This window comes from Kocuria sp. MNB10 (assembly GCF_054073685.1).
Map to the genome: position 1 here is coordinate 177,006 of NZ_CM133411.1, position 21,349 is coordinate 198,354.

17 protein-coding genes are annotated in these 21,349 nt (G+C 69.7%); all 17 read right to left on the bottom strand.

The genetic code is table 11. The features are described 5' to 3' along the window. Positions 1–31: 31 nt before the first annotated feature. The 17 genes from dnaE to ACW9PK_RS00850 all read right to left on the bottom strand — a co-directional run bounded on the left by dnaE (position 32) and on the right by ACW9PK_RS00850 (position 21,278). Positions 32–3,526: a DNA polymerase III subunit alpha gene (dnaE, locus tag ACW9PK_RS00770; RefSeq protein ID WP_396415788.1), complete on the bottom strand. Its 3,495-nt coding sequence runs from the start codon at positions 3,524–3,526 to the stop codon at positions 32–34. Positions 3,527–3,642: 116 nt separating this feature from the next. After that, a complete protein-coding gene (locus tag ACW9PK_RS00775) occupies positions 3,643–4,620 on the bottom strand; it encodes an RluA family pseudouridine synthase (protein WP_085105923.1) in 978 nt (325 codons plus the stop codon). Continuing rightward, on the bottom strand, positions 4,610–5,143 hold the full coding sequence (gene lspA / locus ACW9PK_RS00780; RefSeq protein WP_085105922.1) for a signal peptidase II: 534 nt from the start codon (positions 5,141–5,143) through the stop codon (positions 4,610–4,612). Before lspA ends, ACW9PK_RS00775 begins: the two co-directional genes overlap by 11 nt. 6 nt (positions 5,144–5,149) lie before the next feature. Then, entirely contained in the window at positions 5,150–5,911 is a 762-nt protein-coding gene (locus tag ACW9PK_RS00785) for a DivIVA domain-containing protein (protein WP_457016238.1), read from the bottom strand. A 131-nt stretch (positions 5,912–6,042) separates the two neighbouring features. Next, positions 6,043–6,339, bottom strand: a complete 297-nt coding sequence (locus tag ACW9PK_RS00790; RefSeq protein ID WP_144996856.1) for a YggT family protein — start codon at positions 6,337–6,339, stop codon at positions 6,043–6,045. A gap of 2 nt (positions 6,340–6,341) precedes the next feature. After that, on the bottom strand, positions 6,342–6,866 hold the full coding sequence (locus ACW9PK_RS00795; protein ID WP_085105919.1) for a cell division protein SepF: 525 nt from the start codon (positions 6,864–6,866) through the stop codon (positions 6,342–6,344). 62 nt (positions 6,867–6,928) lie between these two features. Continuing rightward, positions 6,929–7,744: a YggS family pyridoxal phosphate-dependent enzyme gene (locus ACW9PK_RS00800; RefSeq protein ID WP_167318592.1), complete on the bottom strand. Its 816-nt coding sequence runs from the start codon at positions 7,742–7,744 to the stop codon at positions 6,929–6,931. Further along, a complete protein-coding gene (locus ACW9PK_RS00805; protein ID WP_144996860.1) occupies positions 7,741–8,475 on the bottom strand; it encodes a polyphenol oxidase family protein in 735 nt (244 codons plus the stop codon). Before ACW9PK_RS00805 ends, ACW9PK_RS00800 begins: the two co-directional genes overlap by 4 nt. A gap of 227 nt (positions 8,476–8,702) precedes the next feature. Further along, on the bottom strand, positions 8,703–9,947 hold the full coding sequence (gene ftsZ / locus ACW9PK_RS00810; RefSeq protein WP_457016239.1) for a cell division protein FtsZ: 1,245 nt from the start codon (positions 9,945–9,947) through the stop codon (positions 8,703–8,705). A gap of 244 nt (positions 9,948–10,191) precedes the next feature. Beyond that, the gene (locus ACW9PK_RS00815) at positions 10,192–11,406 is read right to left on the bottom strand and encodes a cell division protein FtsQ/DivIB (protein WP_457016240.1); all 1,215 of its coding nucleotides are present in this window, start codon (positions 11,404–11,406) and stop codon (positions 10,192–10,194) included. Then, positions 11,406–12,812, bottom strand: coding sequence for a UDP-N-acetylmuramate--L-alanine ligase (murC, locus tag ACW9PK_RS00820; RefSeq protein ID WP_457016241.1), 1,407 nt, complete (start codon positions 12,810–12,812; stop codon positions 11,406–11,408). The genes ACW9PK_RS00815 and murC overlap by 1 nt, the downstream gene beginning before the upstream one ends. A 31-nt stretch (positions 12,813–12,843) precedes the next feature. Next, entirely contained in the window at positions 12,844–13,977 is a 1,134-nt protein-coding gene (gene murG, locus ACW9PK_RS00825) for an undecaprenyldiphospho-muramoylpentapeptide beta-N-acetylglucosaminyltransferase (RefSeq protein ID WP_457016242.1), read from the bottom strand. Next, a complete protein-coding gene (gene ftsW / locus ACW9PK_RS00830) occupies positions 13,974–15,332 on the bottom strand; it encodes a putative lipid II flippase FtsW (RefSeq protein WP_144932362.1) in 1,359 nt (452 codons plus the stop codon). Before ftsW ends, murG begins: the two co-directional genes overlap by 4 nt. Next, on the bottom strand, positions 15,332–16,882 hold the full coding sequence (gene murD / locus ACW9PK_RS00835) for a UDP-N-acetylmuramoyl-L-alanine--D-glutamate ligase (RefSeq protein WP_167318595.1): 1,551 nt from the start codon (positions 16,880–16,882) through the stop codon (positions 15,332–15,334). Before murD ends, ftsW begins: the two co-directional genes overlap by 1 nt. Before the next feature lie 94 nt (positions 16,883–16,976). Then, entirely contained in the window at positions 16,977–18,110 is a 1,134-nt protein-coding gene (gene mraY, locus ACW9PK_RS00840; RefSeq protein WP_457016243.1) for a phospho-N-acetylmuramoyl-pentapeptide-transferase, read from the bottom strand. 4 nt (positions 18,111–18,114) lie between these two features. Then, on the bottom strand, positions 18,115–19,593 hold the full coding sequence (locus ACW9PK_RS00845; RefSeq protein ID WP_457016244.1) for a UDP-N-acetylmuramoyl-tripeptide--D-alanyl-D-alanine ligase: 1,479 nt from the start codon (positions 19,591–19,593) through the stop codon (positions 18,115–18,117). Then, positions 19,590–21,278, bottom strand: coding sequence for a UDP-N-acetylmuramoyl-L-alanyl-D-glutamate--2,6-diaminopimelate ligase (locus ACW9PK_RS00850; RefSeq protein WP_457016245.1), 1,689 nt, complete (start codon positions 21,276–21,278; stop codon positions 19,590–19,592). Before ACW9PK_RS00850 ends, ACW9PK_RS00845 begins: the two co-directional genes overlap by 4 nt. Between the last annotated feature and the right edge of the window lie 71 nt (positions 21,279–21,349).

Here is a 21,349-nt window from a genome sequence, read left to right on the forward strand (position 1 = left end):
AGCGCCCGGTGACGCGCTCGGCGCCGCGTCGTCACGCCTCGAGGCAGGCCGGGCCCAGGAGGACCTTGAGGTCACCGAACAGGGCCGGCGACGGGTTGACCCGGTACTCGGGACCCAGGCGCATGACCTGGACGCTGCGATGCGTGTCCAAGTGGATCCGCACTTCCGAGTCCCCCTTGTGATTGCGCAGCACCTCCCCGATCCGGCGGATCACGGCCTCCGTGGCCCGGTGCTCGGGCAGGGCCACGCACACGGGTCCCGAGGAACCATCCACGCTCAACTCGGGCACCGTGAGTTCCTGGGCGGAGATGGAGATGGAACCGTCGTCGCGGCGCTGCATACGGCCCTTGATCACGCAGATCAGGTCCTCGGCAAGGACCCCGGCGATGGGCGCATATGCCTTGCCGAAGAACATGATCTCGATGGATCCCGAGCGGTCCTCGAGCTCCACGCGCGCGTACGCGTTGCCGGACGACTTCGCGATCCTGCGGGACAGGGACGTGATCATCCCACCCACGGTAATCACCGCACCGTCGGGACGGGTGTTCTCCTCGGTGAGCAGCGAGGCGATCGCGGTGTCCGTGTACTGGCCCAGGGCGTCGTCGAGACCGCGCAGGGGATGGTCGGAGACGTAGAGACCGAGCATCTCGCGCTCGAACGCCAGCAGGTCCTTGCGCTCCCACTCGGGGACCTCCGGGACCTCCACGGAGAACGTCTCCTGCTCGGTGTCGTCGGCGCCGCCCATCGCGAAGATGTCGAATGTGAACTCGCCGTTGTCCTCCTTCTTCTTCTGCGCGACGACGTCCTCCACGGCTTGCTCGTGGCACATCACCAGGCTGCGGCGCGTGTGACCCAGCTGGTCGAACGCACCGGCCTTGATCATGGACTCGATGGTGCGCTTGTTGCACACCACGGCCGGGACCTTGGCCAAGAAATCGGTGAAGGACGTGAACTTGCCCTGCTCGGTGCGCGCGTCCACCATGGCCTGCACCACGTTGGACCCCACGTTGCGCACCGCGCCCATGCCGAAGCGGATGTCGGTGCCCACCGGGGTGAAGTTCAGTTCGGACTCGTTGACGTCCGGGGGCAGCACCGTGATCCCCATGTGGCGGCACTCGGTCAGGTACATGGCGAGCTTGTCCTTGTCGTCACCGACCGAGGTGAGCAGCGCGGCCATGTACTCGGCCGGGTAGTGCGCCTTGAGGTACGCCGTCCAGTAGGACACGAGCCCGTAGGCCGCGGAGTGCGCCTTGTTGAACGCGTAGTCCGAGAACGGCAGCAGGATGTCCCACAGCGCCTTGATCGCGTCTTCGGAGTACCCGCGGTCGATCATCCCCTGGTGGAAGCCCTGGTACTGCTTGTCCAGCTCCGCCTTCTTCTTCTTGCCCATGGCGCGGCGTAGGATGTCCGCCTGACCCAGGGAGTAGCCGGCCACCTTCTGGGCGATCGCCATGACCTGCTCCTGGTACACGATCAACCCGTACGTGGTGCCCAGGATCTCCGACAGCGGTTCCGCGAGCTCCGGGTGGATCGGCGTGATCTCCTGCGCGCCGTTCTTGCGCAGCGCGTAGTTGGTGTGCGAGTTCGCACCCATGGGCCCGGGGCGGTACAGCGCGATGGTCGCGGAGATGTCCTCGAAGTTGTCGGGGCGCATCAGTTTGAGCAGCTGACGCATGGGCCCGCCGTCCAACTGGAACACACCGAGGGTGTCACCGCGCGCGAGCAAGTCGTAGGAACCGGCGTCGTCGATCGGCAGGTGCTCGAGGTCCAGGACGAACCCGTCCCGGTTGAGCGTGATGTTCTCGAGGGCATCCGAGATGATCGTGAGGTTGCGCAACCCCAGGAAGTCCATCTTGATCAGCCCCAGCCCCTCGCACGTGGGGTAGTCGAACTGGGTGATGACCTGCCCGTCCTGCTCGCGGCGCATCAACGGGATGATGTCGATCAGCGGGTCCGAGGACATGATCACACCGGCCGCGTGCACACCCCACTGGCGCTTGAGCCCCTCGAGGCCCTGGGCGGTCTCGAAGACCTTCATGGACTCGGGGTCGTCCGCGAGGATCTCGCGCAGCTCCCCCGCCTCGTCGTAGCGCTTGGCGTCCTGGTCGTAGACGTCCTGCAGGGAAATGCCCTTGCCCATGACGTCCGGCGGCATGGCCTTGGTCAACCGCTCCCCCATGGAGAACGGGTAGCCCAGCACGCGGGAGGAGTCCTTGAGCGCCTGCTTGGCCTTGATGGTGCCGTACGTGACGATCATGGCCACGCGCTCGTCGCCGTACTTCTCGGTCACGTAGTGGATGACCTCGGAGCGGCGGCGATCATCGAAGTCGACGTCGAAGTCGGGCATGGACACGCGGTCCGGGTTGAGGAAGCGCTCGAAGATCAGCCCGTGCTGCAACGGGTTGAGCTCGGTGATGCGCATGGCGTACGCGACCATGGACCCCGCACCGGAACCACGGCCCGGACCCACGCGGATCCCGTTGTCCTTGGACCAGTTGATGAAGTCCGCGACCACCAGGAAGTAACCGGGGAAGCCCATCTGGATGATGATCTTCTTCTCGTACTCGGCCTGCTCGCGGACGTCGTCCGGGATGCCCCCGGGGAAGCGGTAGTGCAGCCCTTTCTCGACCTCCTTGATGAACCACGAGGTCTCGTCCTCGCCCTCCGGGGTGGGGAAACGCGGCATGTAGTTCGCGGAGGTGTCGAAGTCCACCTCGCAGCGCTCGGCGATCTCCAGGGTGTTGTCGCACGCCTCCGGGAAGTCCCGGAAGAGCTCGCGCATCTGTTCCGGGGACTTGAGGTAGAACTCGTCCGCGTCGAACTTGAACCGCTTGGGGTCCTGCAACGTGGAACCGGACTGCACGCACAGCAAAGCGGCATGGGATTTGGCGTCCTCCGCGTGCGTGTAGTGCAGGTCGTTGGTGGCCACGAGCGGCAGGTTGAGCTCTTTGGCGAGCTTGAGCAGGTCCTGCGTGACCCGCTTCTCGATCCCGAGCCCGTGGTCCATGAGTTCGCAGTAGAAGTTCTCTGCGCCGAAGATGTCCCGGAACTCGGCGGCCGCCTGCACGGCCTGGTCGTACTGACCCAACCGCAAGCGGGTCTGCACCTCACCGGACGGGCAGCCCGTGGTGGCGATCAGACCCTTGCCGTACTGGTTGAGCAGTTCACGGTCCATACGCGGCTTGTACAGCTGACCCTCGAGCGACGCCTTGGTGGACGCACGGAACAGGTTCTGCATGCCCTCGCTCGTCTGCGCGAGCAGGGTCATGTGGGTGTAGGCACCGGCGCCCGAGACGTCGTCGCGCCCGCCGTCCGCGAACTTCACGCGGGAACGGTCCTGCCGCGCGGTGCCCGGGGTCAGGTAGGCCTCCACACCGATGATCGGCTTGATCCCCGCGGCGCGCGCCTTGTTCCAGAAGTCGAACGCCCCGAAGACGAAGCCGTGGTCCGTGGTGGCCAGGGAGTCCATGCCCAACCGGTGGCATTCCTCGAAGAGGTCGGTCAGGCGCGCGGCACCGTCCAACATGGAGTACTCGGTGTGCACGTGGAGATGGGTGAAGCCTTTTTTGCCGGTCGCCGAAGTCACCGCCCCAGTCTAGGACCCCGCACCGACCCGCTGAGGGTGGACGCGGTGGAGATCCGTCACAGCTGCGGGCCGCCCTCCCGCAGCGTCTCCACGGCATAGGCGAGATCCGCGGGATAGGGGCTCGTGTACTCCACGTCCTCCCCCGTGTCGGGGCTCGTGAACCCGAGCCGCGTGGCGTGCAACCACTGCCGCGTGAGCCCCAGCCCCGCGGACAGCGCGGGATCCGCCCCGTACGTGAGATCCCCGCAGCACGGGTGCTGCAGGGCGTTGAAGTGCACGCGGATCTGGTGGGTGCGCCCGGTCTCCAGGTGCACCTCCACGAGGGACGCCCGCCCGAAGGCCTCGAGCACCTCGTAATGGGTCACGGAACGGCGACCGTCCTGCAGCACCGCGAAGCGCCACTCGTGTCCCGGGTGCCGCCCGATCGGGGCGTCAATGGTTCCCTTGAGCGGATCCGGGATGCCCTGGACCACCGTGTGGTAGACCTTGGTGACCGTGCGCTCCTTGAAGGCGCGCTTGAGCACCGTGTAGGCGTTCTCGTCGCGGGCGACGACCATGAGCCCGGAGGTCCCCACGTCCAGGCGGTGCACGATCCCCTGCCGCTCGGGAGCCCCCGAGGTCGCAATCGTGATCCCGGCTCCGGCCAGCGCCCCGGCCACGGTGGGTCCCTTCCACCCGGGCGAGGGGTGCGCGGCAACCCCTGCGGGTTTGTCGATCACCACGTAGCCCGGGTTCACGTGCACGAGGCGCAGATCCGGTACGTGCTGCGCGGCGATGCGGTGGGGGTCCTCGGGCACCGGGACCTGGACCGTGTAGGTCTCGGCCGCACCCACCCTGTGGGACTTGGGCGCGGGCCGCCCCCGGAAGCTCACCCGCTCCTCGGCGCACAACTGTGCCGCCGCCGAACGGGACAAACCCGTCCAGGCGGCCACGGCGGCGTCGAGCCGGGAACCTTCCTGCTCGGCCGTGGCCGTGAACCGCTCGCTTACGTACTCGGGTTCGGAACCGGTGGGGCGGGTGTGCTCAACGGCCACGGGGCACCTCCATCTGGCGATTGGTCATGATCAGCACGAGGATCAGCACCACGCCCACGACCACCCCGCAATCGGCCACGTTGAAGATCGCGAAGCGGGGCACCGCGATGAAGTCCACCACGTGTCCGTGCGCGAAGGAGGGCTCCCGGAACAACCGGTCGGTGAGATTGCCCGCGGCACCGCCCAGAACCAGTCCCAGGGCGAGCGCCCACAGCGGGTCCCGCACCCGGCGCAGGTTCCACAGGATCGCAACGATCACCACGGCCATCACGATCGTGAAGACCCACGTGACGTTGGAACCGAGGGAGAACGCCGCGCCGCTGTTGCGGATGTGTTCCCACCACAGCAGGCCGGGGATCACGGGGTACTGCCGGCCGATCGGGAGGTTCTCCACGACCCACAGCTTGCTGAGCTGGTCCGCCGCGTACCACGCCGCGGCCACGAGCAGGGAGATGACGAGGCAGCGGCGGCCCACCCGGGAGGTCCCGGGGGCCGCCGCCGCGTCAGGGGTGTGTTCCGTCACCGGCGCTTACTTGGTGCCCGTGCGCTTGGTGGTCGCGGAGACGGGAGCGTCAGCAGGCTCGAGCGATCCGGCGTTGGCGAGATCGTTCAGCTGGGCGTTGAGGAAGCTCTTGAGGTTGCCGCGGTAGTCCTCCTCGAAGCTGCGCAGCTGCGCCACGGAGGCCTCGAGGTCCACCTTCTCGCGCTCGAGCGAGGACAGGGTCTCCTCCTTGGTGCGCTTGCCGTCCGCCACGAGCTGGTCCGCTTGGGTGCGGCCCTCGGTGATCAGGCGCTCACGCTCGGCCTGGCCCTGCGAGACGTAGTCGTCGTGCAGCTTTTGCGCCATGGCGAGCACCGCGGCCGCGGACTCGGCGGACTCGGTGGTCGGGACGTTCTGCGTCGCAGCAGGCTGGGCGGCGGCCGACGACGTCGTGCCCGCGCTCGGAGCGACCGTCGCGGCGGTGCTCGAGGACTGCTCGTCCGTCACGCGCACGGGCTCGGACACCGTGGTCGTCTCGGAGGTCTCGGTCACCGAGGCGGCCGGAGTCGCCGTGGTCTCCTGGACGTCCTCGGTGGACTGCGAGACCGCGGAGGTCTCCACGGCGGACTCCTCGGGGCGCCCACCCAGGGTCTCGACCTGCTTGCGCAGGGCGTCGTTCTCCTGGTTGAGGCGACGCAGCTCCACGACGATCTCGTCGAGGAAGTCGTCCACCTCGTCCTGGTCGTAGCCCTCACGGAACTTGGTGGGTTGGAAGCGCTTGTTGATGACGTCTTCGGGTGTCAAAGCCATGAGATGTCCTCACTCCTCTAGATGAATTGAACCGCTCGGATGGTGACCGTGCGCGGTGGTGACTGCCGCCGTTGCGCGGTGAATTCTGGCCCAGGATACAGCCGCGTGGCCGTGCCCGGGGCACGGACCGCTCAGCCGCGCAGCAGGAAACCGGCCAGGACGGTCTGCAGGATGCTGACGGCGAAGACCAGGATCAGGAACCCCAGGTCCAGCGCCACCCCGCCGAAGCGCAGCGGCGGCACGAGCCGGCGCAGCGCCTTCATGGGGGGATCGGTCAACGAGTAGATCGTGGACGCCGCCACGAGCGCCATGCCCTTGGGACGCCAGCCGCGCGCGAACATCTGTACCCAGTCCAGCACGAGGCGGCCCAACAGGGCGATGTAGAGCACGTGGACCACGAGGTAGACGATCGACAGCACCAGGCCCATGCTCAGCCCTCGACCCGCTGGACCGAACCGGTATCCTCGTCGATCTCGTCCGAGTGGCCCTGGTCCAGGACCTCCACGAAGGACGGGGTCAGCAGGAACACCTTGGCGGTGACCCGTTCGATGGACCCGTGCAGGGCGAAGACCAGCCCCGCGGCGAAGTCCACGAGACGCTTGGCCTCGGCCTCACCCATGTCGGAGACGTTCATGATCACCGGTGTGCCGTCCCGGAACGCCTCACCGATGGATTTGGCGTCGTTGTACGACCGGGGGTGCACAGTGGTGATGGTGCGCAATTCGTTGTCGTCCTCTCGGGAACTGGGAGCCCGCTTGATGGGGGTCACGGGGGCTCGGTACTCGGGGGACCGGCGGGCCATGGAGGTGCTGCCGGTCTCGCTCACCGCAGTCGTGGAACCGCTCGAGGCGTGCTGGGGGGTGTCCCGAGGGCGGGGGGTTTCTTCGGAGTGGTACTCGTCGTCGCTCTCGGCCAGCCCGAGATAGACCATGGTGCGACGCAGCGCTCCGGCCATATTCTCTCCTCAATCACAGAACGGACCGACTCAGGTCGGCCCGCATGTCGTCCGTCCTTACGCTACCGCACGGCGGGCCGCGGCCCGAGAACATCCGAACCGATCCGCACGTGCGTGGCCCCCGCGGCCACGGCTGCTTCGAGGTCCGCGCTCATGCCCGCGGAGATCGCCCGCGCGTCCGGGAATTCCCGCTGCACATCCTGGGAAAGCTTCCACAGTGTCTCGAAGGCCTCACGGGGTTCGGCGCCCAACGGGGCCACCGCCATTACACCGCCCACGCGCAACCCCTCGGTCCCCTCGAGCGTCCGCGCGAGCTCCAGGACGGTGTCCGGGTGCGCTCCCCCGCGGTGGCCGTCCGGCTCGGCAACCGGGTCCAGGTTGACCTGCACGAGACACGGCAGATCGACGTCGTCGCACGGGGCGGGCCGCGCGTCCCCCGCGAGGGCCGCGTTGCGGTGCGAACGCACCGCCTTGCCGAGCGCGGTGACGAGCGAGGGTCGGTCCACGGAATGCACCCAGGACGCGTACTTGACCACGTGCTTGGCCTTGTTGGACTGCAACTGACCCACGAAGTGCCACGCGGGAGGACTCACGGGAGGCTCCTGCCGGGCGAGGGTCTCGGCGACCTCCGCGGCCTTGGGCCCGGCCTCCTGGTCCTTGTTCTCCCCCACCGCGCGCACGCCGAGTTCCCGCAGGCGCAGGACGTCCTGCGCGGGGAAGAACTTGGTCACGACCACGAGCGAGGGCAGCTCGCCCCCGTGGGCGCGCTCGGGTGCGCGGCCCTCGGCCGCGTGCAGGATCCGTTGGCGCACCGCGGACAACCGTTGTGCGAGTTCCGCGGTACGGCCCGCGTCCTGCGGATCCGTGGTGGTCGTCATTCGGTGTCCCTCCCGTTGCGGGCCCACACGAGCCCCGCCAATCGCTGCGGTGTGGTGTCCCGGCGGTACGAGTACAGCGCGCGGTGCTCGAGCGTGCACCAGGCCTTGCGATCCGTGCCTGCGGTCGCGACGCTCACGCCCCGCTCACGCAGCAGCGCGTCCGCGGCACTCGGCAGGTCCAGGCCGGGGGTGCCCCACGCCGTGGTGGTCGCGATTCCGGGCAGCGCGGCCTCGGCCGCCTCGGCCATCTCCGCGGGTACCTCGTAGCAGTCCCCGCACACCGCGGGGCCGATCCACGCGGTGATCCCGGTGGCACCGCGGTCCTCGAGCGCGCCGACGGTATGCTGCAGGACCCCGTCCAACAGACCCTTGCGGCCCGCGTGGGCCACCGCGAGGACCGGCGCCGCGGCGTCGTCGTCCGTGCGGCCCACGAAGACCACGGGAAGGCAGTCCGCCGTGAGGATCCCCAGGGGCGTGCCGTCCGTACTCACGGCCGCGTCCGCCTCGGGGGCCTGTTCGGGGGCGTCGGTGCCCGTGGCGTCGTGCACGGTGGTGCCGTGCACCTGGTGTACGAACCGCACGCCGCGCGCCCCGGTGCCCAGCTCGCACTCCACCGTACGACGCCGCTGCCGCACCACCGCGGGATCGTCGCCCGTGTGCGTGGCCAGGTTGCCCTCGGTCGCGTCCGTGAACGCGATGCCCACGCCGTGGTGTTCACTGCGGAACCACATGCCGTTCTCCTTCCACTGCCGTGCCCCGCGCGGGCGCGGGACGTCGACGGGGTGGTCACCTCAGTGGTGACCACCCCGTACTGCACCCCGATCGGTGTTTGCGCTGCAGGGCGTTCACACTGCAGGGTGCTCGCGCGAACCCGTGCCGCCCGTGGGGGCACCGGCCCCGATATCAGTCCCCCGGAACGATGCACACCAGTGAACTCACCTGGTGCGCATCGCTGGACTCACTTCAGGAAGTCCGGGAAGTCCAGGGAGTCCTTGCGGCCCGAGGAGTTCGTGGAGGACGGCGCGTCCGACTCCGCGGGCAGGTCGACGTCGAAGCCCGCGTCATCGGGGATGTCGTCGTCCTGGTTCTGCCGGGACCCGAACCCCCCGGCGGGAGCGCCGTAGGACGAGCCGCCGCGCTGCGGGGAACGACCCAGACCCGAGGGCCGGGTGGCGTCCCCGCCGAAGGCCGCGCGGGTGTTCTCCGCCTGGCGCTGCGCGGGAGAGGAGTTGTTCGCGTTGGTCTCCTGGGAGACCGAGTCGAAGCCGGCGGCGATGACGGTCACGCGGGCCTGGTCCCCCAGGGCGTCGTCGATCACGGCACCGAAGATGATGTTTGCCTCCGGGTGGGCGACCTCCTGCACGAGGCGCGCGGCCTCGTTGATCTCGAACAGACCGAGGTCTGAACCACCCTGGATGGACAGCAGCACACCGTGGGCGCCGTCGATCGAGGCCTCGAGCAGCGGGGACGCGATCGCGAGCTCCGCGGCCTTCACGGCACGGTCCTCACCCTGGGCGGAGCCGATGCCCATGAGCGCGGAACCGGCACCCTGCATCACGGACTTGACGTCCGCGAAGTCCAGGTTGATCAGGCCCGGGGTGGTGATCAGGTCAGTGATGCCGGAGACACCGGACAGCAGCACCTGGTCCGCGGACTTGAAGGCGTCCAGCATGGACACGTTGCGGTCCGAGATGGACAGCAGGCGGTCGTTGGGGATCACGATGAGCGTGTCCACCTCGTCCCGCAGGGTCTCGATGCCGTTCTCGGCCTGGTTGGACCGGCGCCGACCCTCGAAGGTGAATGGGCGGGTGACCACACCGATGGTCAGCGCGCCGAGCGAGCGGGCGATGCGGGCCACGACGGGCGCGCCACCGGTACCGGTTCCGCCACCCTCGCCGGCGGTCACGAAGACCATGTCCGCGCCCTTGAGGACCTCCTGGATCTCCTCCTCGTGGTCCTCGGCGGCCTGGCGTCCCACGTCCGGGTTGGCGCCGGCGCCGAGACCGCGGGTCAGTTCGCGGCCGACGTCCAGCTTGACGTCCGCGTCCGACATCAACAGCGCCTGGGCGTCCGTGTTGATGGCAATGAACTCGACGCCGCGCAGACCTTCTTCGATCATGCGGTTGACGGCGTTGACACCGCCGCCGCCGATGCCGACCACCTTGATGACGGCCAAGTAGTTCTGGGGGGTTGAGGAGTCCATATGCACCTAACTCGCGTGGGCTTGCGGAACAAGGGATGTTCGATTGGGGGTAAAGCTTCAACCTTGAGGTGAAACTCGTGAGGTATTGACACCCGCGGGTGCAATATTCCGATCAGGGCAAGGATAACAACCCCGCCCGGTTCTCCGTATCATGCTCCCACGTGTTACCGGAGTTTGCCATAAATCCCCTGGTCACGCCCAACTTTGAAGTTTCAGGAACTGGTTGAACGATTCCGCCCCCTTCTCACCGGACCACGGGGTGCAGTGGTGCGGACACGTCGATGAGCGTGGCGTCCTTGGTGGCGTCCGAGTTCACGAGGGCGGCCACGACCTGGGATTTCAGTTCGCTCTCCCCCGCGTCCCCCCACAGGACCTTCTTGCCGCCCTTGAGGGTCAGCTCCACAGTTGAGCCGGACGGGGCGTCGGCCGCGTCCAAACGGGACAGCACATCCGCCGGCAGAGCGGCCAGGACCTCGGACACGTCGGTGAACTTCTGGGTGCTCAAGACACCCCGGCCACCCGCCACGAGGGGCACGTCCGGGCGCTGGGCGCGGGGCACCGTGCTGAGGGGTTTGCCCTCCGAATCAACGAGCACCAGGTTGGCTGCGTCCTCGACCACGGCCACCCCCACGCGTTCGTGCAGGTGCACCGTGATGGTGTGCGGGGGTCGCAACACCACGTCCACCGATTTCACTTGGGGGACGTCGCCGACCGAGTCCATGATCTCCTGCTTGGAGATCCGGGTCATGGGGACTCCCTCGTACCCGGCCAGGGCCTGCTCCACCGTGCGGGGGTCCGTGAGGGTCGCACCCTGCACGTCGATCGTGCGGGTCGCGAACAACGGCGAGAAGAAGACCACGAGCGCCAGCGCCGCGAGCACCACGAGGCTCAGCAGCAGTGCGAGCAGGCGGCGGCGCCGGGCGCGCCGATGCGGGCTCGGCGGGAACGGGACCACGGTCGTGGAGTCCTCGTCGGGCTCGGCCGCGGTCTCCTCGGGTGCCTCCTCGGTGGCGCGAGCGGCCCGGCGCTGGGCCCGCCACGTCGAGAACCGTCCACCGGCACTCGGCACGGCCTCGAGTTCGTCCGTGGCCACACGCGTGACCTTGGCACCGCCGTGCACGCGGACGAGGGTCTGTTCGTCCGGGGCAACGCCCATCGCGTCCTCGGGCGCGCTGCCGCGGCCGCGCGCGGACCTCGACCCCCCCGGGGACGCACCGGGCGTGCGTCCCCGCGATCCCCGACCCACGGCCGACGACCCCATTCCGGTGGGGCTCGACGTCGGGAACGGGAGGTCCGCGTCCCACGGGGTCGAGGCGTCCGTCCCGGTCCCGGAGATGTCAGAGATGCCGGACGGGTCGGCGGTTCCGGACGGGTCGGCGGCGTCGCGCGCGGCGGCGTCGTCCGCGTCGAACGGAGCGCCGCCCACACGGGGCTGGTGCGGAGGGACGGAGCGTGCCATCAGCGCTGCGCCAACGCGGAGAGGATCCGCGGCCCGAGAGCGGTCACGTCACCGGCGCCGATCGTCATGATCACGTCCCCGGGACGCGCGCGGGCCACCACGGTCTCGATCGCCTCCTCGGCGCTCGGGGTGGAGACCACCCGGTCGTCGGAGGCGTGTCCGGTGATCGCGGCGCCGGTGATCCCCGGCTGGGGTTCCTCGCGCGCGCCGAAGACGTCCGTGACGCACGCGAGGTCTGCGATCTCGAGGGCGCGGCAGAACGCCTCCGCGAACTCCCGGGTGCGCGAGTACAGGTGGGGTTGGAACACGGCGAGCACGCGGTGACCCTGGGCGACGTCGCGCGCGGCCGTGAGCGCGGCGGCGACCTCCGTGGGGTGGTGAGCGTAGTCGTCGAAGACCCGCACCCCGCCGTCCTCGCCCTTGGGGTCGAAGCGCCGTGACGAACCGTGGAACGAGCCCAGGCCCTCGGCGAGCAGGTCCGGGTCCGCGCCCGCGGCGAGGCCCGCGGTGAACGCCGCCGCGGCGTCGGCCACGTTGTGCGCTCCGGGAACGGGGAGCGTGAGCGCCACGGTGCGCCGGGCGCCGTCGCGGTCGAACGTGAGCGTGCAGGACGAGCCCGTGCCGTGCGGCGTGGCGTCCAGGACGACGACGTCCGCTGCCGGGTCCTGCCCGTACGTGAGCACGGCCTCCCCGCAGTCCCGACGACGCCGCGCGAGCCGGTCCGCGCCCGGATCGTCCGCGCACGCCACGAGGGTCCCACCGGGGCGGATGGTGTCGCAGAACGCCTCGAACGCGGCGTAGAACGCTTCCGCGCTGCCGTAGTGGTCCAGGTGGTCCGGTTCCACGTTGGTGATGATTGCGATCCGCGGGTGGTAGGTCAGGAAGGAGCCGTCCGACTCGTCGGCCTCAGCCACGAACCAGTCGCCGGAACCGAAGCCCGCATTGGCGCCGAGATCCGGGACGTGGGCGCCCACGGCCCAGGACGGGTCCATGCCCGCCGCCTGCAGGGCCACGGCGGCCATCGAACTCGTGGTCGTCTTCCCGTGCGTCCCCGCGACCGCGATCACGTTCCTGCCGTGCATCGCCGCAGCGAGTGCCTGCGAGCGGTGCAGGATCCGCGCACCCGCGGCACGTGCGGCGGCCAGTTCCAGGTTCGTCTCCTTGATTGCCGTGGAGACGACCACCGTGGCGGCGTCGGCCACGTGGGCCGCGGACTGCCCCACGAACACCGTGGCTCCCAGCGCCTCGAGCTGCCGCAACCCAGCCGAGTCCTTCGCGTCCGAACCGCTCACCGCCACACCGCGCGCGAGCAGCAACCGCGCGACCGCGGACATGCCCGCCCCGCCCATGCCGATGAAGTGCACGCGGCCCAGGCCGTGGGGATCGAGGGGTTGCTGGGTGTTCACTGGTTCTCCTGGGGACGTGGGGGGAAGGTTTTCAGCGGCGGGCGTGGTCGAGGGTGAGCCGGGCCATCACCTGCGCGGCGTCGCGGACACCGTGGGCGGCAGAGGCCTGGGCCATGCGCTCGAGCCGGGGAGCGTCGGTCACGAGCGGGACCACGGTCTCGCGGTAGAACGCGGCGGTGAACTCGGCGTCCCGCACGATCTCGGCACCACCCGCGGCTACGATGGAGCGGGCATTGAGTGCCTGCTCACCGTTACCGATGGGCAGGGGCACGAAAACGGCGGGCAGACCCACGGCGGCGACCTCGCACACCGTGGCCGCGCCTGCGCGGGCCACGAGCAGGTCCGCGGCCGCGTAGACCTTCTCCATCCCGTCCACGTACTCGGTCTGGACGTAGTTCGGCGCGCGCAGCAGCTCGCCGTCCGGGGTGCGCACTTCCTTGGCGCGCCCCGTCACGTGCAGCAGCTGGTACCCGTGCCGCGCGACCTCCCCCGCAATCGCGGCCACGGTCCGGTTCAGGGACTGGGCACCGGAGGAACCACCCGTGACCACCACGGTGGGCAGGTCCGGGTCCAGCCCAAGCGCCGCGCGGGCCTGCGCGCGTTCCGCGGTCCGGTCCAGCGTGGCGATCTCACGCCGCATGGGCATGCCCACGGTGCGCGCACCACGCAGCGGGGTGTCCGGGAAGGCGGTCGCCACGACGGACGCGAACCGGGCACCCACCCGGTTCGCCATCCCGGGCTTGGCGTTGGCCTCGTGGATCACCACGGGGATCCGACGCCTCGCGGCCGCGAGGTACACGGGCGTGCACACGTACCCGCCCACGCCCACGACCACCGTGGCCTGTTGCGCGTCCAAGATCCGGCCGGCCTGGCGCACCGCGGCGGACAGCCGATGCGGCAGGCGCGCGAGGTCCAGGGACGGCTTGCGGGGCAGGGGCACGCGGTCGATCAGTTCGAGGGGTACACCGGCCTGCGGGACGAGCCGCGTCTCCATGCCGGAGGCAGTGCCCACGGCGCACACCGTGGCGTCCGCGCGCAACTGCTGCACGGCGTCGGCGATGGCCAGCAGGGGGCTGATGTGCCCCGCGGTGCCGCCACCGGCGAGCACCACGCGGGCGGATCCGGCCCGCTTTTGCTGGTGGTCGATGTCGTGCGTGGTTGTCATTCTCGTCCCTTTCCGAACCGCTGGGTCACGCGCTGCGCCCACGACGTCCGGGGGCGTTCCGGTTGCGTGGCCAGCCCGCGCTCGTAGGCCTCCTGGTCGTCCAGGATCTGGGTGCCCGATGCCGCCCCGGACCGTCCGGGACCCACACGCACCGAGCGCGGGACCCGGGCGAAGGACATGACCACGCCCACGGCCGCCATGGTCATCAGCAGCGCGGATCCACCGTAGCTGATGAAGGGCAGCGGGATACCGATCACCGGGAGCAGGCCAGTGACCATGCCCAGGTTCACGAAGGCCTGGCCCACGAGCCACGTGGCCACGCACGCGGTGGTGATCCGCACGAACGTGCTGCGGGTGCGCAACAGGATCCGGGCCATGGCCACGACCATCACGATGAACAGCGCCAGGATGATCACGGTACCCACGAGGCCGAGTTCCTCGCCGATGATCGAGAAGATGTAATCGTTGTGGGCCTCGGGCACGTAGTTGTATTTGAGCCGGGACTGGCCGAGCCCCACGCCCCACCAGCCGCCGGTGGCCAGGGCGTTGAGTCCTTGCTGTGCCTGCCAGCACGCGTCCGTGGCGCCGCACTCCCCGAACAGCCACCCGGTGATCCGGTCCAGACGGTGCGGCGCAGTGATCACGAGGAACAACCCGCCCAGGACGAGGCCGGCCGCGCCCACGAGGAAGATCTTCAGGGGTGCGCGCGCGAACCACAGTGCCGCGGCGTAGATGAGGCAGAACACGATGGCCGTACCGGCGTCCCCGCCGGCCAGCGTGAGGAGGGTGGGGACCAGGAATCCCACGACGGAGGGCCACAGGGCCGGCTTCCAGTGCTGCGCGACCGCATCTCCCTGGCGCGCGAACATCGCCGCGAGCCAGATACACAGCGCGAGCTTGGCGAACTCCGAGGGCTGGAACGACTGACCGCCCAGCACGAGCCAGTTGCGGTTGCCGTTGACCTCCCGCCCCAGGGGTGTGAACACGAGCAGGGACACGAGCACGCTGAGACCCCACAGCACCCACGCGATCCGCGTGTAGAAGTGGGGTGGCACCATCGACAGCGCGAACATCGCGATCAACCCCACGACCCCGAACAGCGCCTGGCGCGCGAACAGGGCGTACGCCGAGCGACTGTCGGAGATCGATTCCACCGCGGACGCGGAAAGCACCATCATCACGCCGATGCCGGTGAGCAACACCACGCACCCGGCCAGGGCGTAGTAGGAGTGGAAGAGCGGGCCGTCGGTGAGCTGGTGCCACCAGCCGCGCATCCTGGTGCTCAGGGCGATCGATCGGGTGCCCGGCTCCGCGGGCTCGGCTGCCCGGGGACGTTCGGGGGTGCGGGTGGCCATCAGAACCCCAATTCTTCGTGCACGACGTGCATGAACGCGTTGCCGCGGTCCGCGTAGTCGGCGAACTGGTCCATGGACGCGGCCGCCGGTGCCATCAGCACGGTGTCTTTGGGCTCGGCGTGTTCACGGGCCAACCGCACGGCCCGGCGCATCACGGCGTGCCCGTCGGTCGGGTCGATGCCGGAGTCGTCCGGTGCGGTGCCGCCCTGGCCCGGGGTCGCCGCGAGGACGGGCACGTCCGGGGCCAGGCGGGAGAGCGCGTCCAACAGGGCGGCGTCGTCCGTGCCGATCACGACGACCGCGCGCAGCCGGCCCGCGTTGCGCTCCACGAGGGTGTCGTACGTGACGCCCTTGGAGAGCCCGCCGGCGATCCAGACCACGGAGTCGAACGCGGACAGGGACGCCTGCGCGGCGTGCGGGTTGGTGGCCTTGGAGTCATTAATCCAGCGCACCCCGTCCGATTCGGCCACGAGCTGGATCCTGTGTTCACCGGGGCGGTGGGCGCGCAGTCCGTCCCGTACGGCCTCGGGGCTCACCCCGGCGGCGCGCGCGAGCGCCGCGGCGGCGAGCGCGTTGGCCACGATGTGGCGCGTGGGGATGGAGCCGGTGTCCTCGATCGATCCGATCTCGGCGGCGGTCGTGGCGCGCTCTGCGACGAACGCGCGGTCCACGAGCAGGTCGTCCACCACGCCCACCATGGACAGCCCCGGGGTCTGCGTGGTGAAGCCCACCGCGCGGCAGCCCTCGAGCACGTCCGCTTCTTCTACGAGTTCCTCCGCGCCGTCCTGTTCGGCGTTGTATACGCACGCGACCCGCGTGTTCTCGTATACACGGGACTTGTCCGCGCGGTAGTTCTCGAAATTGCCGTGCCAGTCCACGTGGTCCTGGGCCACGTTGAGCACCACGGAGGCCAGGGGCGAGACGGAGTGCGTCCAGTGCAGTTGGAAGCTGGACAATTCCACAGCCAGGACGTCGTACTCCACAGGATCGCGCAGTGCGTCCAGGATGGGCGTGCCCACGTTGCCCACGGCCACGGCCTTGAGCCCGGCGGCCTGCAGGATGGAGGCGGTCATGCCCACGGTCGTCGTCTTGCCGTTCGTGCCCGTGATGCACACCCATTCGGGGGTCTTGCGCCCCGCGCGGCGGTTCACGCGCCACGCGAGCTCCACGTCACCCCAGATCTGGATGCCCTCCTCGCGCGCCGCGGCGAGCAGCGGGTGGGTGGGTGGGAAGCCCGGGGACGTGATCACGACGTCCGGGCGGGCCCCGGCCACGTCCGGGACGCTCGTCATGGCGTCCGGCCCCAGGACGACGTCGCTCGCGCCCACGATCTTCAGGGTGTCCGCGCTCTGCCGGTTGCGTTCGGTGTCCCGGGAGTCCAGGACGGTGACGAGCGCACCGAGTTCGATCAGGGTGTCCGCCGCGGCGAAACCCGAGACCCCGATCCCGGCGACCACGGCGCGCAGACCGGACCAGGGCGCGTCCCAGCTGGTCAGCTCCGCGAGGCGGGGGTTGTCCAGGACGGGGTTGTCGTTGCTCGCGTGCATCATGTCTGGTCTGTGCCTCATCCTCGTGTCGGTCGTGGGTGGTCTCGCGGGTGACCGGCGCGCTCCGCCGCCCGAGAGCGGGGTGCGCGCCGCGCGGTCAGTGCAGCGCTTCCGCGCCGGGGAACGCGCCGCCGTTGTGCAGCAACCAGTCACCGTAGAACACACCGAGCGCGGCGGCCACGAACAGACCGGCGATGATCCAGAATCGGACCACGATCGTGACCTCCTGCCAGCCCTTGAGCTCGAAGTGGTGTTGCAACGGGGCCATCTTGAAGATGCGTTTGCCGTGGGAGAGCTTGAAGTAGCCCACCTGCAGGATCACGGACAGGGTGATGATCACGAACAGGCCGGCGATCAGGATCAGCAGCAGTTCGGTGCGGGAGAGCACCGCGAACGCCGCGAGCGCGCCGCCCAGGCCGAGCGAGCCCGTGTCCCCCATGAAGATCTTCGCCGGGGACGTGTTCCACCACAGGAACCCGATGAGCGCACCCACCAGGGCCGCGGCCACGATCGAGAGGTCCATGGGATCCCGAACCTCGTAGCACGCCGCCTGTGCCACGTTCTCACACAGGTGCCCGGCCTGCCACAGTGTGATGAGCATGTACCCGCTGAACACCAGGATGGACGCGCCCGTGGCGAGCCCGTCCAGACCGTCCGTGAGGTTCACGGCGTTGGTGGTTCCGGTGGCGATCAGATTCACCCAGATCACGAACAGGATGGCCCCCACGATCGGCCCGGCGAATGCGAGGTCCACGCCGGTGTCCCGGGTCCAGGAGATCGCCGTGGAGGCCGGGGTGTTGCTCGCCTCGTCCGGGAAGAACAACACGAGCAGGGCGAACGCGATGCCGATGGCCCCCTGCAGGGCCATCTTCCCGGCCGCGGTCAGCCCCAGGTTCTGTTTCTTGGAGATCTTCTTGAAGTCGTCCAGGAACCCCACCAGCCCCATGCCGAGCATCAGGCCGAGCGCCAGGACGCCCGAGAGGGTGATCCCACCGTTCTCAGGCCACGCGATCACGCTGATCAGGTGGGTCACCAGATAGGCGGCCACGACCGAGAGCAGGATGGCCACGCCACCCATGGTGGGGGTGCCGCGCTTGGTCTGGTGAGACGTGGGTCCGTCGTCCCGGATGTACTGGCCGTACCCGCGCCGGGCGAGCACCCGGATCAGGGCGGGCGTACCGAAGATCGAGAACACGAGGCCGAGCCCCGCTGCCACGAGCAATTGGATCACGGGCTCAACCCTCCTGGTGGTTCGTGTCGGTGGTGGCCTGGGCCACCCGGTCCCCCAGGTGCTGCAACCCCGCGGCGTTGGACGCCTTGAACAACACGATGTCCCCCGGGCGCAGCGTGTCACTCAGGTACTGCTCGGCGTGCTCGGTGTCCGGGACCCAGGCCGCTTCCTCACCCCACGAGCCCTCCAGGGTCGCAGCGGTGTAGACCGGCCGGGCGACCTCCCCCACGGCCACGACATGCGAGACGTTCAACCGCACGAGCAACTGCCCGAGGTCCGCGTGGGCGGTGATGGACTCGTCACCGAGTTCGAACATGCCACCCAGCACGGCGATCGTGCGCCGCGCGGGGTGCTCCTCGTCCCCGCGGCCCAATTGGGCGAGGGTCTGCAGGGCGGCCCGCATGGACTGCGGGTTAGCGTTGTAGGCGTCGTTGATCACGGTCACGCCGTCCGGGCGCTCCGTGCGTTCCATCCGCCACCGCGAGCGGGGGCCGCGGCCCGTCAGACCCGCTGCGATCTCGGCCGCGGGGACCCCGGCGCCGAAGGCCACGGCGGCCGCGGCCAGCAGGTTGGTCACATGGTGCGCACCGATCAGCTGCGAGTGCACCGGGTGGGCGGAGCCGTCCGGGAAGTGCAGCGTGAAGGCGGGGCACCCGTCGGTACCGACGGTCACGTCCTCGGCCCACACGCGCGGGTCCTCGTGGGCCGGGTCGTGGGCGTCGGATCCCTGCCCGAAGGAGATGATGCGCGCGTCGGTGCACTCGCGCATGGCACGCACGCGGGCGTCGTCGTCGTTGAGCACCGCGGTGCCGGGCGCGGAGAGGCCCTCGACCATCTCGCCCTTGGCGCGCGCGATGTTCTCCACGCCACCGAACTCGCCCGCGTGGGCCGAACCCACGCACAGTACGGCGCCCACGTCCGGGCGGACGGTGTCGCACAGGTAGCGGATGTTGCCGATGTGCGTGGCGCCCATCTCGATCACGAAGTACTCGGTGTCCTCGGTGGCCGTGAACACCGTGAGCGGGACACCCACCTCGCCGTTGTACGAGTTGCGCGGCGCGACCGTGGGGCCCTGCGCGGCGAAGATCCCGTGCAGCAGGTCCTTGGTGGTCGTCTTGCCCACCGAACCCGTCACGGCCACCACGGTGACCGGGTGCGCGGCACGCAACTGCTCGAGCACGTGGCTCGCGAGCGCGCCCATCGCGAGCACCACGTCCGCCACGACGACGCACGGGTACGGAGCCCCCGCGTCGTCGGTCACCGCGCGTTCGGTCAGGTGCAGCACCGCGCCGGAGTCCGCGGCGGCCGGCACGAAGCGGTGCCCGTCCGTGGTCTCGCCCGGCTTGGCGACGAACAACGCACCGTCCGTGACTTCCCGGGAATCGGTCGTGACGGAGGTGACGGTCACGGACTCGGGGTCCGGGACCCCCGCGAGCTCACCGTTCACGGCCCGCGCGAGCTGCGCGGCGGACATGGCAATCATTGCTGCTCCTTCGTGTCCGCGTGCAACGCCGCCAGGGCGTCCCGCAGCTCTTCGCGGTCGTCCAGGTGCACGACCACGCCGTTGAAATCCATGGCGGTCTCGTGACCGCGGCCCGCCACGATGATGGCGTCGTCCGGGTGGGCCATGCGCACTGCGGTGCGGATCGCGGTCGCGCGCGGTTCGATGACCAGCACGTCCGTGGCGCGAGCATGGTTCGCGACGGCCTCACGAGCGCCCTGCGCGACCTGCTCCCGGATGGGCGCGGGTTCCTCGGCGTGGGGATCGTCGTCCGTGATGATCACGACGTCCGCCTCCTCCGCCGCGACCCGGCCCATGATGGGGCGCTTGGTGGTGTCGCGCTCGCCGGTGGCGCCGAAGACCACGATCACGCGACCGCACCCGTCCTCGGGGGTCACGGCGCGCAGCGCGCGCGCGAGCGCGTCCGGGTTGTGCGCGAAGTCCACGAGGGACGTGGGCCGCGTGCCCACAAGTTCCATGCGTCCGGGCACGCCCGCGCTCAGGGGGTCGTGCTCGTCCAGGACGCGTTGCAGGGTGTCCAGTGCCACGCCGGAGTCCAGGACCATGAGCACGGCCAGCGCCGCGTTGGCCACGTTGAACTCACCGGGCAGTCCGGTGTGCATGTCCAGCGCGCGCCCGTCCGTGTGCTGCAGCGTGAACGCGTGACCGATGCCCCGGCGGGTCAGCGAGCGCAGGGTCCAGTCCGCGGCGTCCGCCCCGCCGGTCCCGACGGGGGCGGTGCCTTCCGCATCGCTCGCGTCCTGACGCGTTCCGTCCGAGCCGCGCAGGGCAACGGTCGTGACGTTCTCCGCACCCAGGTTCTCGCGGGCCCGCTGCGCCATCGCGGCGCTCCACGGGTCCCCGTCCCCCAGCACGACGACGCCGCGGCTCGTGCGCTCGCGCGTGAACAACCGCGCCTTGGCCTCGAAATACTCGGCCATGGACCCGTGCAGGTCCAGGTGGTCCTGGGTGAGATTGGTGAACCCAGCGACGTCGTAGTGCACCCCGTCCACCCGGTGGAACTCGAGGGCGTGGGACGAGACCTCCATGGCGGTGGCGGTGATCCCGCGTTCACGGGTCAGGGCCAGCAGGGAATGCACGTGCGGAGCCTCTGGCGTGGTCATGTGTGACGGGATGGGTGTGTCCCCCGCGAGGATCTCGATGGTGCCGATCAACCCGGTCATGTGGCCCAGGGCGCGCAGGATCGAGGTGATGAAGTAGGTCGTGGTGGTCTTGCCGTTGGTGCCGGTCACCGCGAAGAGCTCCTGGCCGGTGCCGTCCGCCGGTTGGGAATCGTAGACCGCGCGGGCCACCGGACCCACCCATGAACGGGGTTCGGGGCTCACGAGCACCGGCAGGCCCACGCCCGCCTCGACCACGGACCGCGCGCCGTCCGGATCGGTGAGGATCGCCACGGCACCGGACGCGGCGGCGTCGGCGGCGAATCGCGCCCCGTGGACCTTGGCGCCGGGCAGCGCGGCGTAGAGATCACCCGGCTGCACCTCCCGCGAGTTCAGGACCACTCCCGTGACGGGAGCGGTGGTCCCCGTGGGGGCGGGGACCACCCGCGCGCCCGTGAGCCGCGCGAGCTCCTCGAGCGAGTGGGCCACGGGCCGGGACGGACGCAGACTCTGCGCGTCGGTCCCTTCTTGGGCAGATGCCACCATAGAAATCCTCTTCGAACCTGTCTGTGGACGTACCCCGTCCACCCGGGCCGGTGTCTCACCGGTCGTTGCTG

What these genes read in the sequence shown, in the direction of transcription:
- dnaE (WP_396415788.1), bottom strand. Translation starts at nt 3,526, where the DNA reads ATGTTGGACGGTGCCGCGCGCCTGACCGACCTCTTCGAGGAATGCCAC.
- ACW9PK_RS00785 (WP_457016238.1), bottom strand. Translation starts at nt 5,911, where the DNA reads ATGGCTTTGACACCCGAAGACGTCATCAACAAGCGCTTCCAACCCACC.
- ACW9PK_RS00790 (WP_144996856.1), bottom strand. Translation starts at nt 6,339, where the DNA reads ATGGGCCTGGTGCTGTCGATCGTCTACCTCGTGGTCCACGTGCTCTAC.
- ACW9PK_RS00795 (WP_085105919.1), bottom strand. Translation starts at nt 6,866, where the DNA reads ATGGCCGGAGCGCTGCGTCGCACCATGGTCTATCTCGGGCTGGCCGAG.
- ACW9PK_RS00800 (WP_167318592.1), bottom strand. Translation starts at nt 7,744, where the DNA reads ATGACGACCACCACGGATCCGCAGGACGCGGGCCGTACCGCGGAACTC.
- ACW9PK_RS00805 (WP_144996860.1), bottom strand. Translation starts at nt 8,475, where the DNA reads ATGTGGTTCCGCAGTGAACACCACGGCGTGGGCATCGCGTTCACGGAC.
- ftsZ (WP_457016239.1), bottom strand. Translation starts at nt 9,947, where the DNA reads ATGGACTCCTCAACCCCCCAGAACTACTTGGCCGTCATCAAGGTGGTC.
- ACW9PK_RS00815 (WP_457016240.1), bottom strand. Translation starts at nt 11,406, where the DNA reads ATGGCACGCTCCGTCCCTCCGCACCAGCCCCGTGTGGGCGGCGCTCCG.
- murG (WP_457016242.1), bottom strand. Translation starts at nt 13,977, where the DNA reads ATGACAACCACGCACGACATCGACCACCAGCAAAAGCGGGCCGGATCC.
- ftsW (WP_144932362.1), bottom strand. Translation starts at nt 15,332, where the DNA reads ATGGCCACCCGCACCCCCGAACGTCCCCGGGCAGCCGAGCCCGCGGAG.
- murD (WP_167318595.1), bottom strand. Translation starts at nt 16,882, where the DNA reads ATGATGCACGCGAGCAACGACAACCCCGTCCTGGACAACCCCCGCCTC.
- ACW9PK_RS00845 (WP_457016244.1), bottom strand. Translation starts at nt 19,593, where the DNA reads ATGATTGCCATGTCCGCCGCGCAGCTCGCGCGGGCCGTGAACGGTGAG.
- ACW9PK_RS00850 (WP_457016245.1), bottom strand. Translation starts at nt 21,278, where the DNA reads ATGGTGGCATCTGCCCAAGAAGGGACCGACGCGCAGAGTCTGCGTCCG.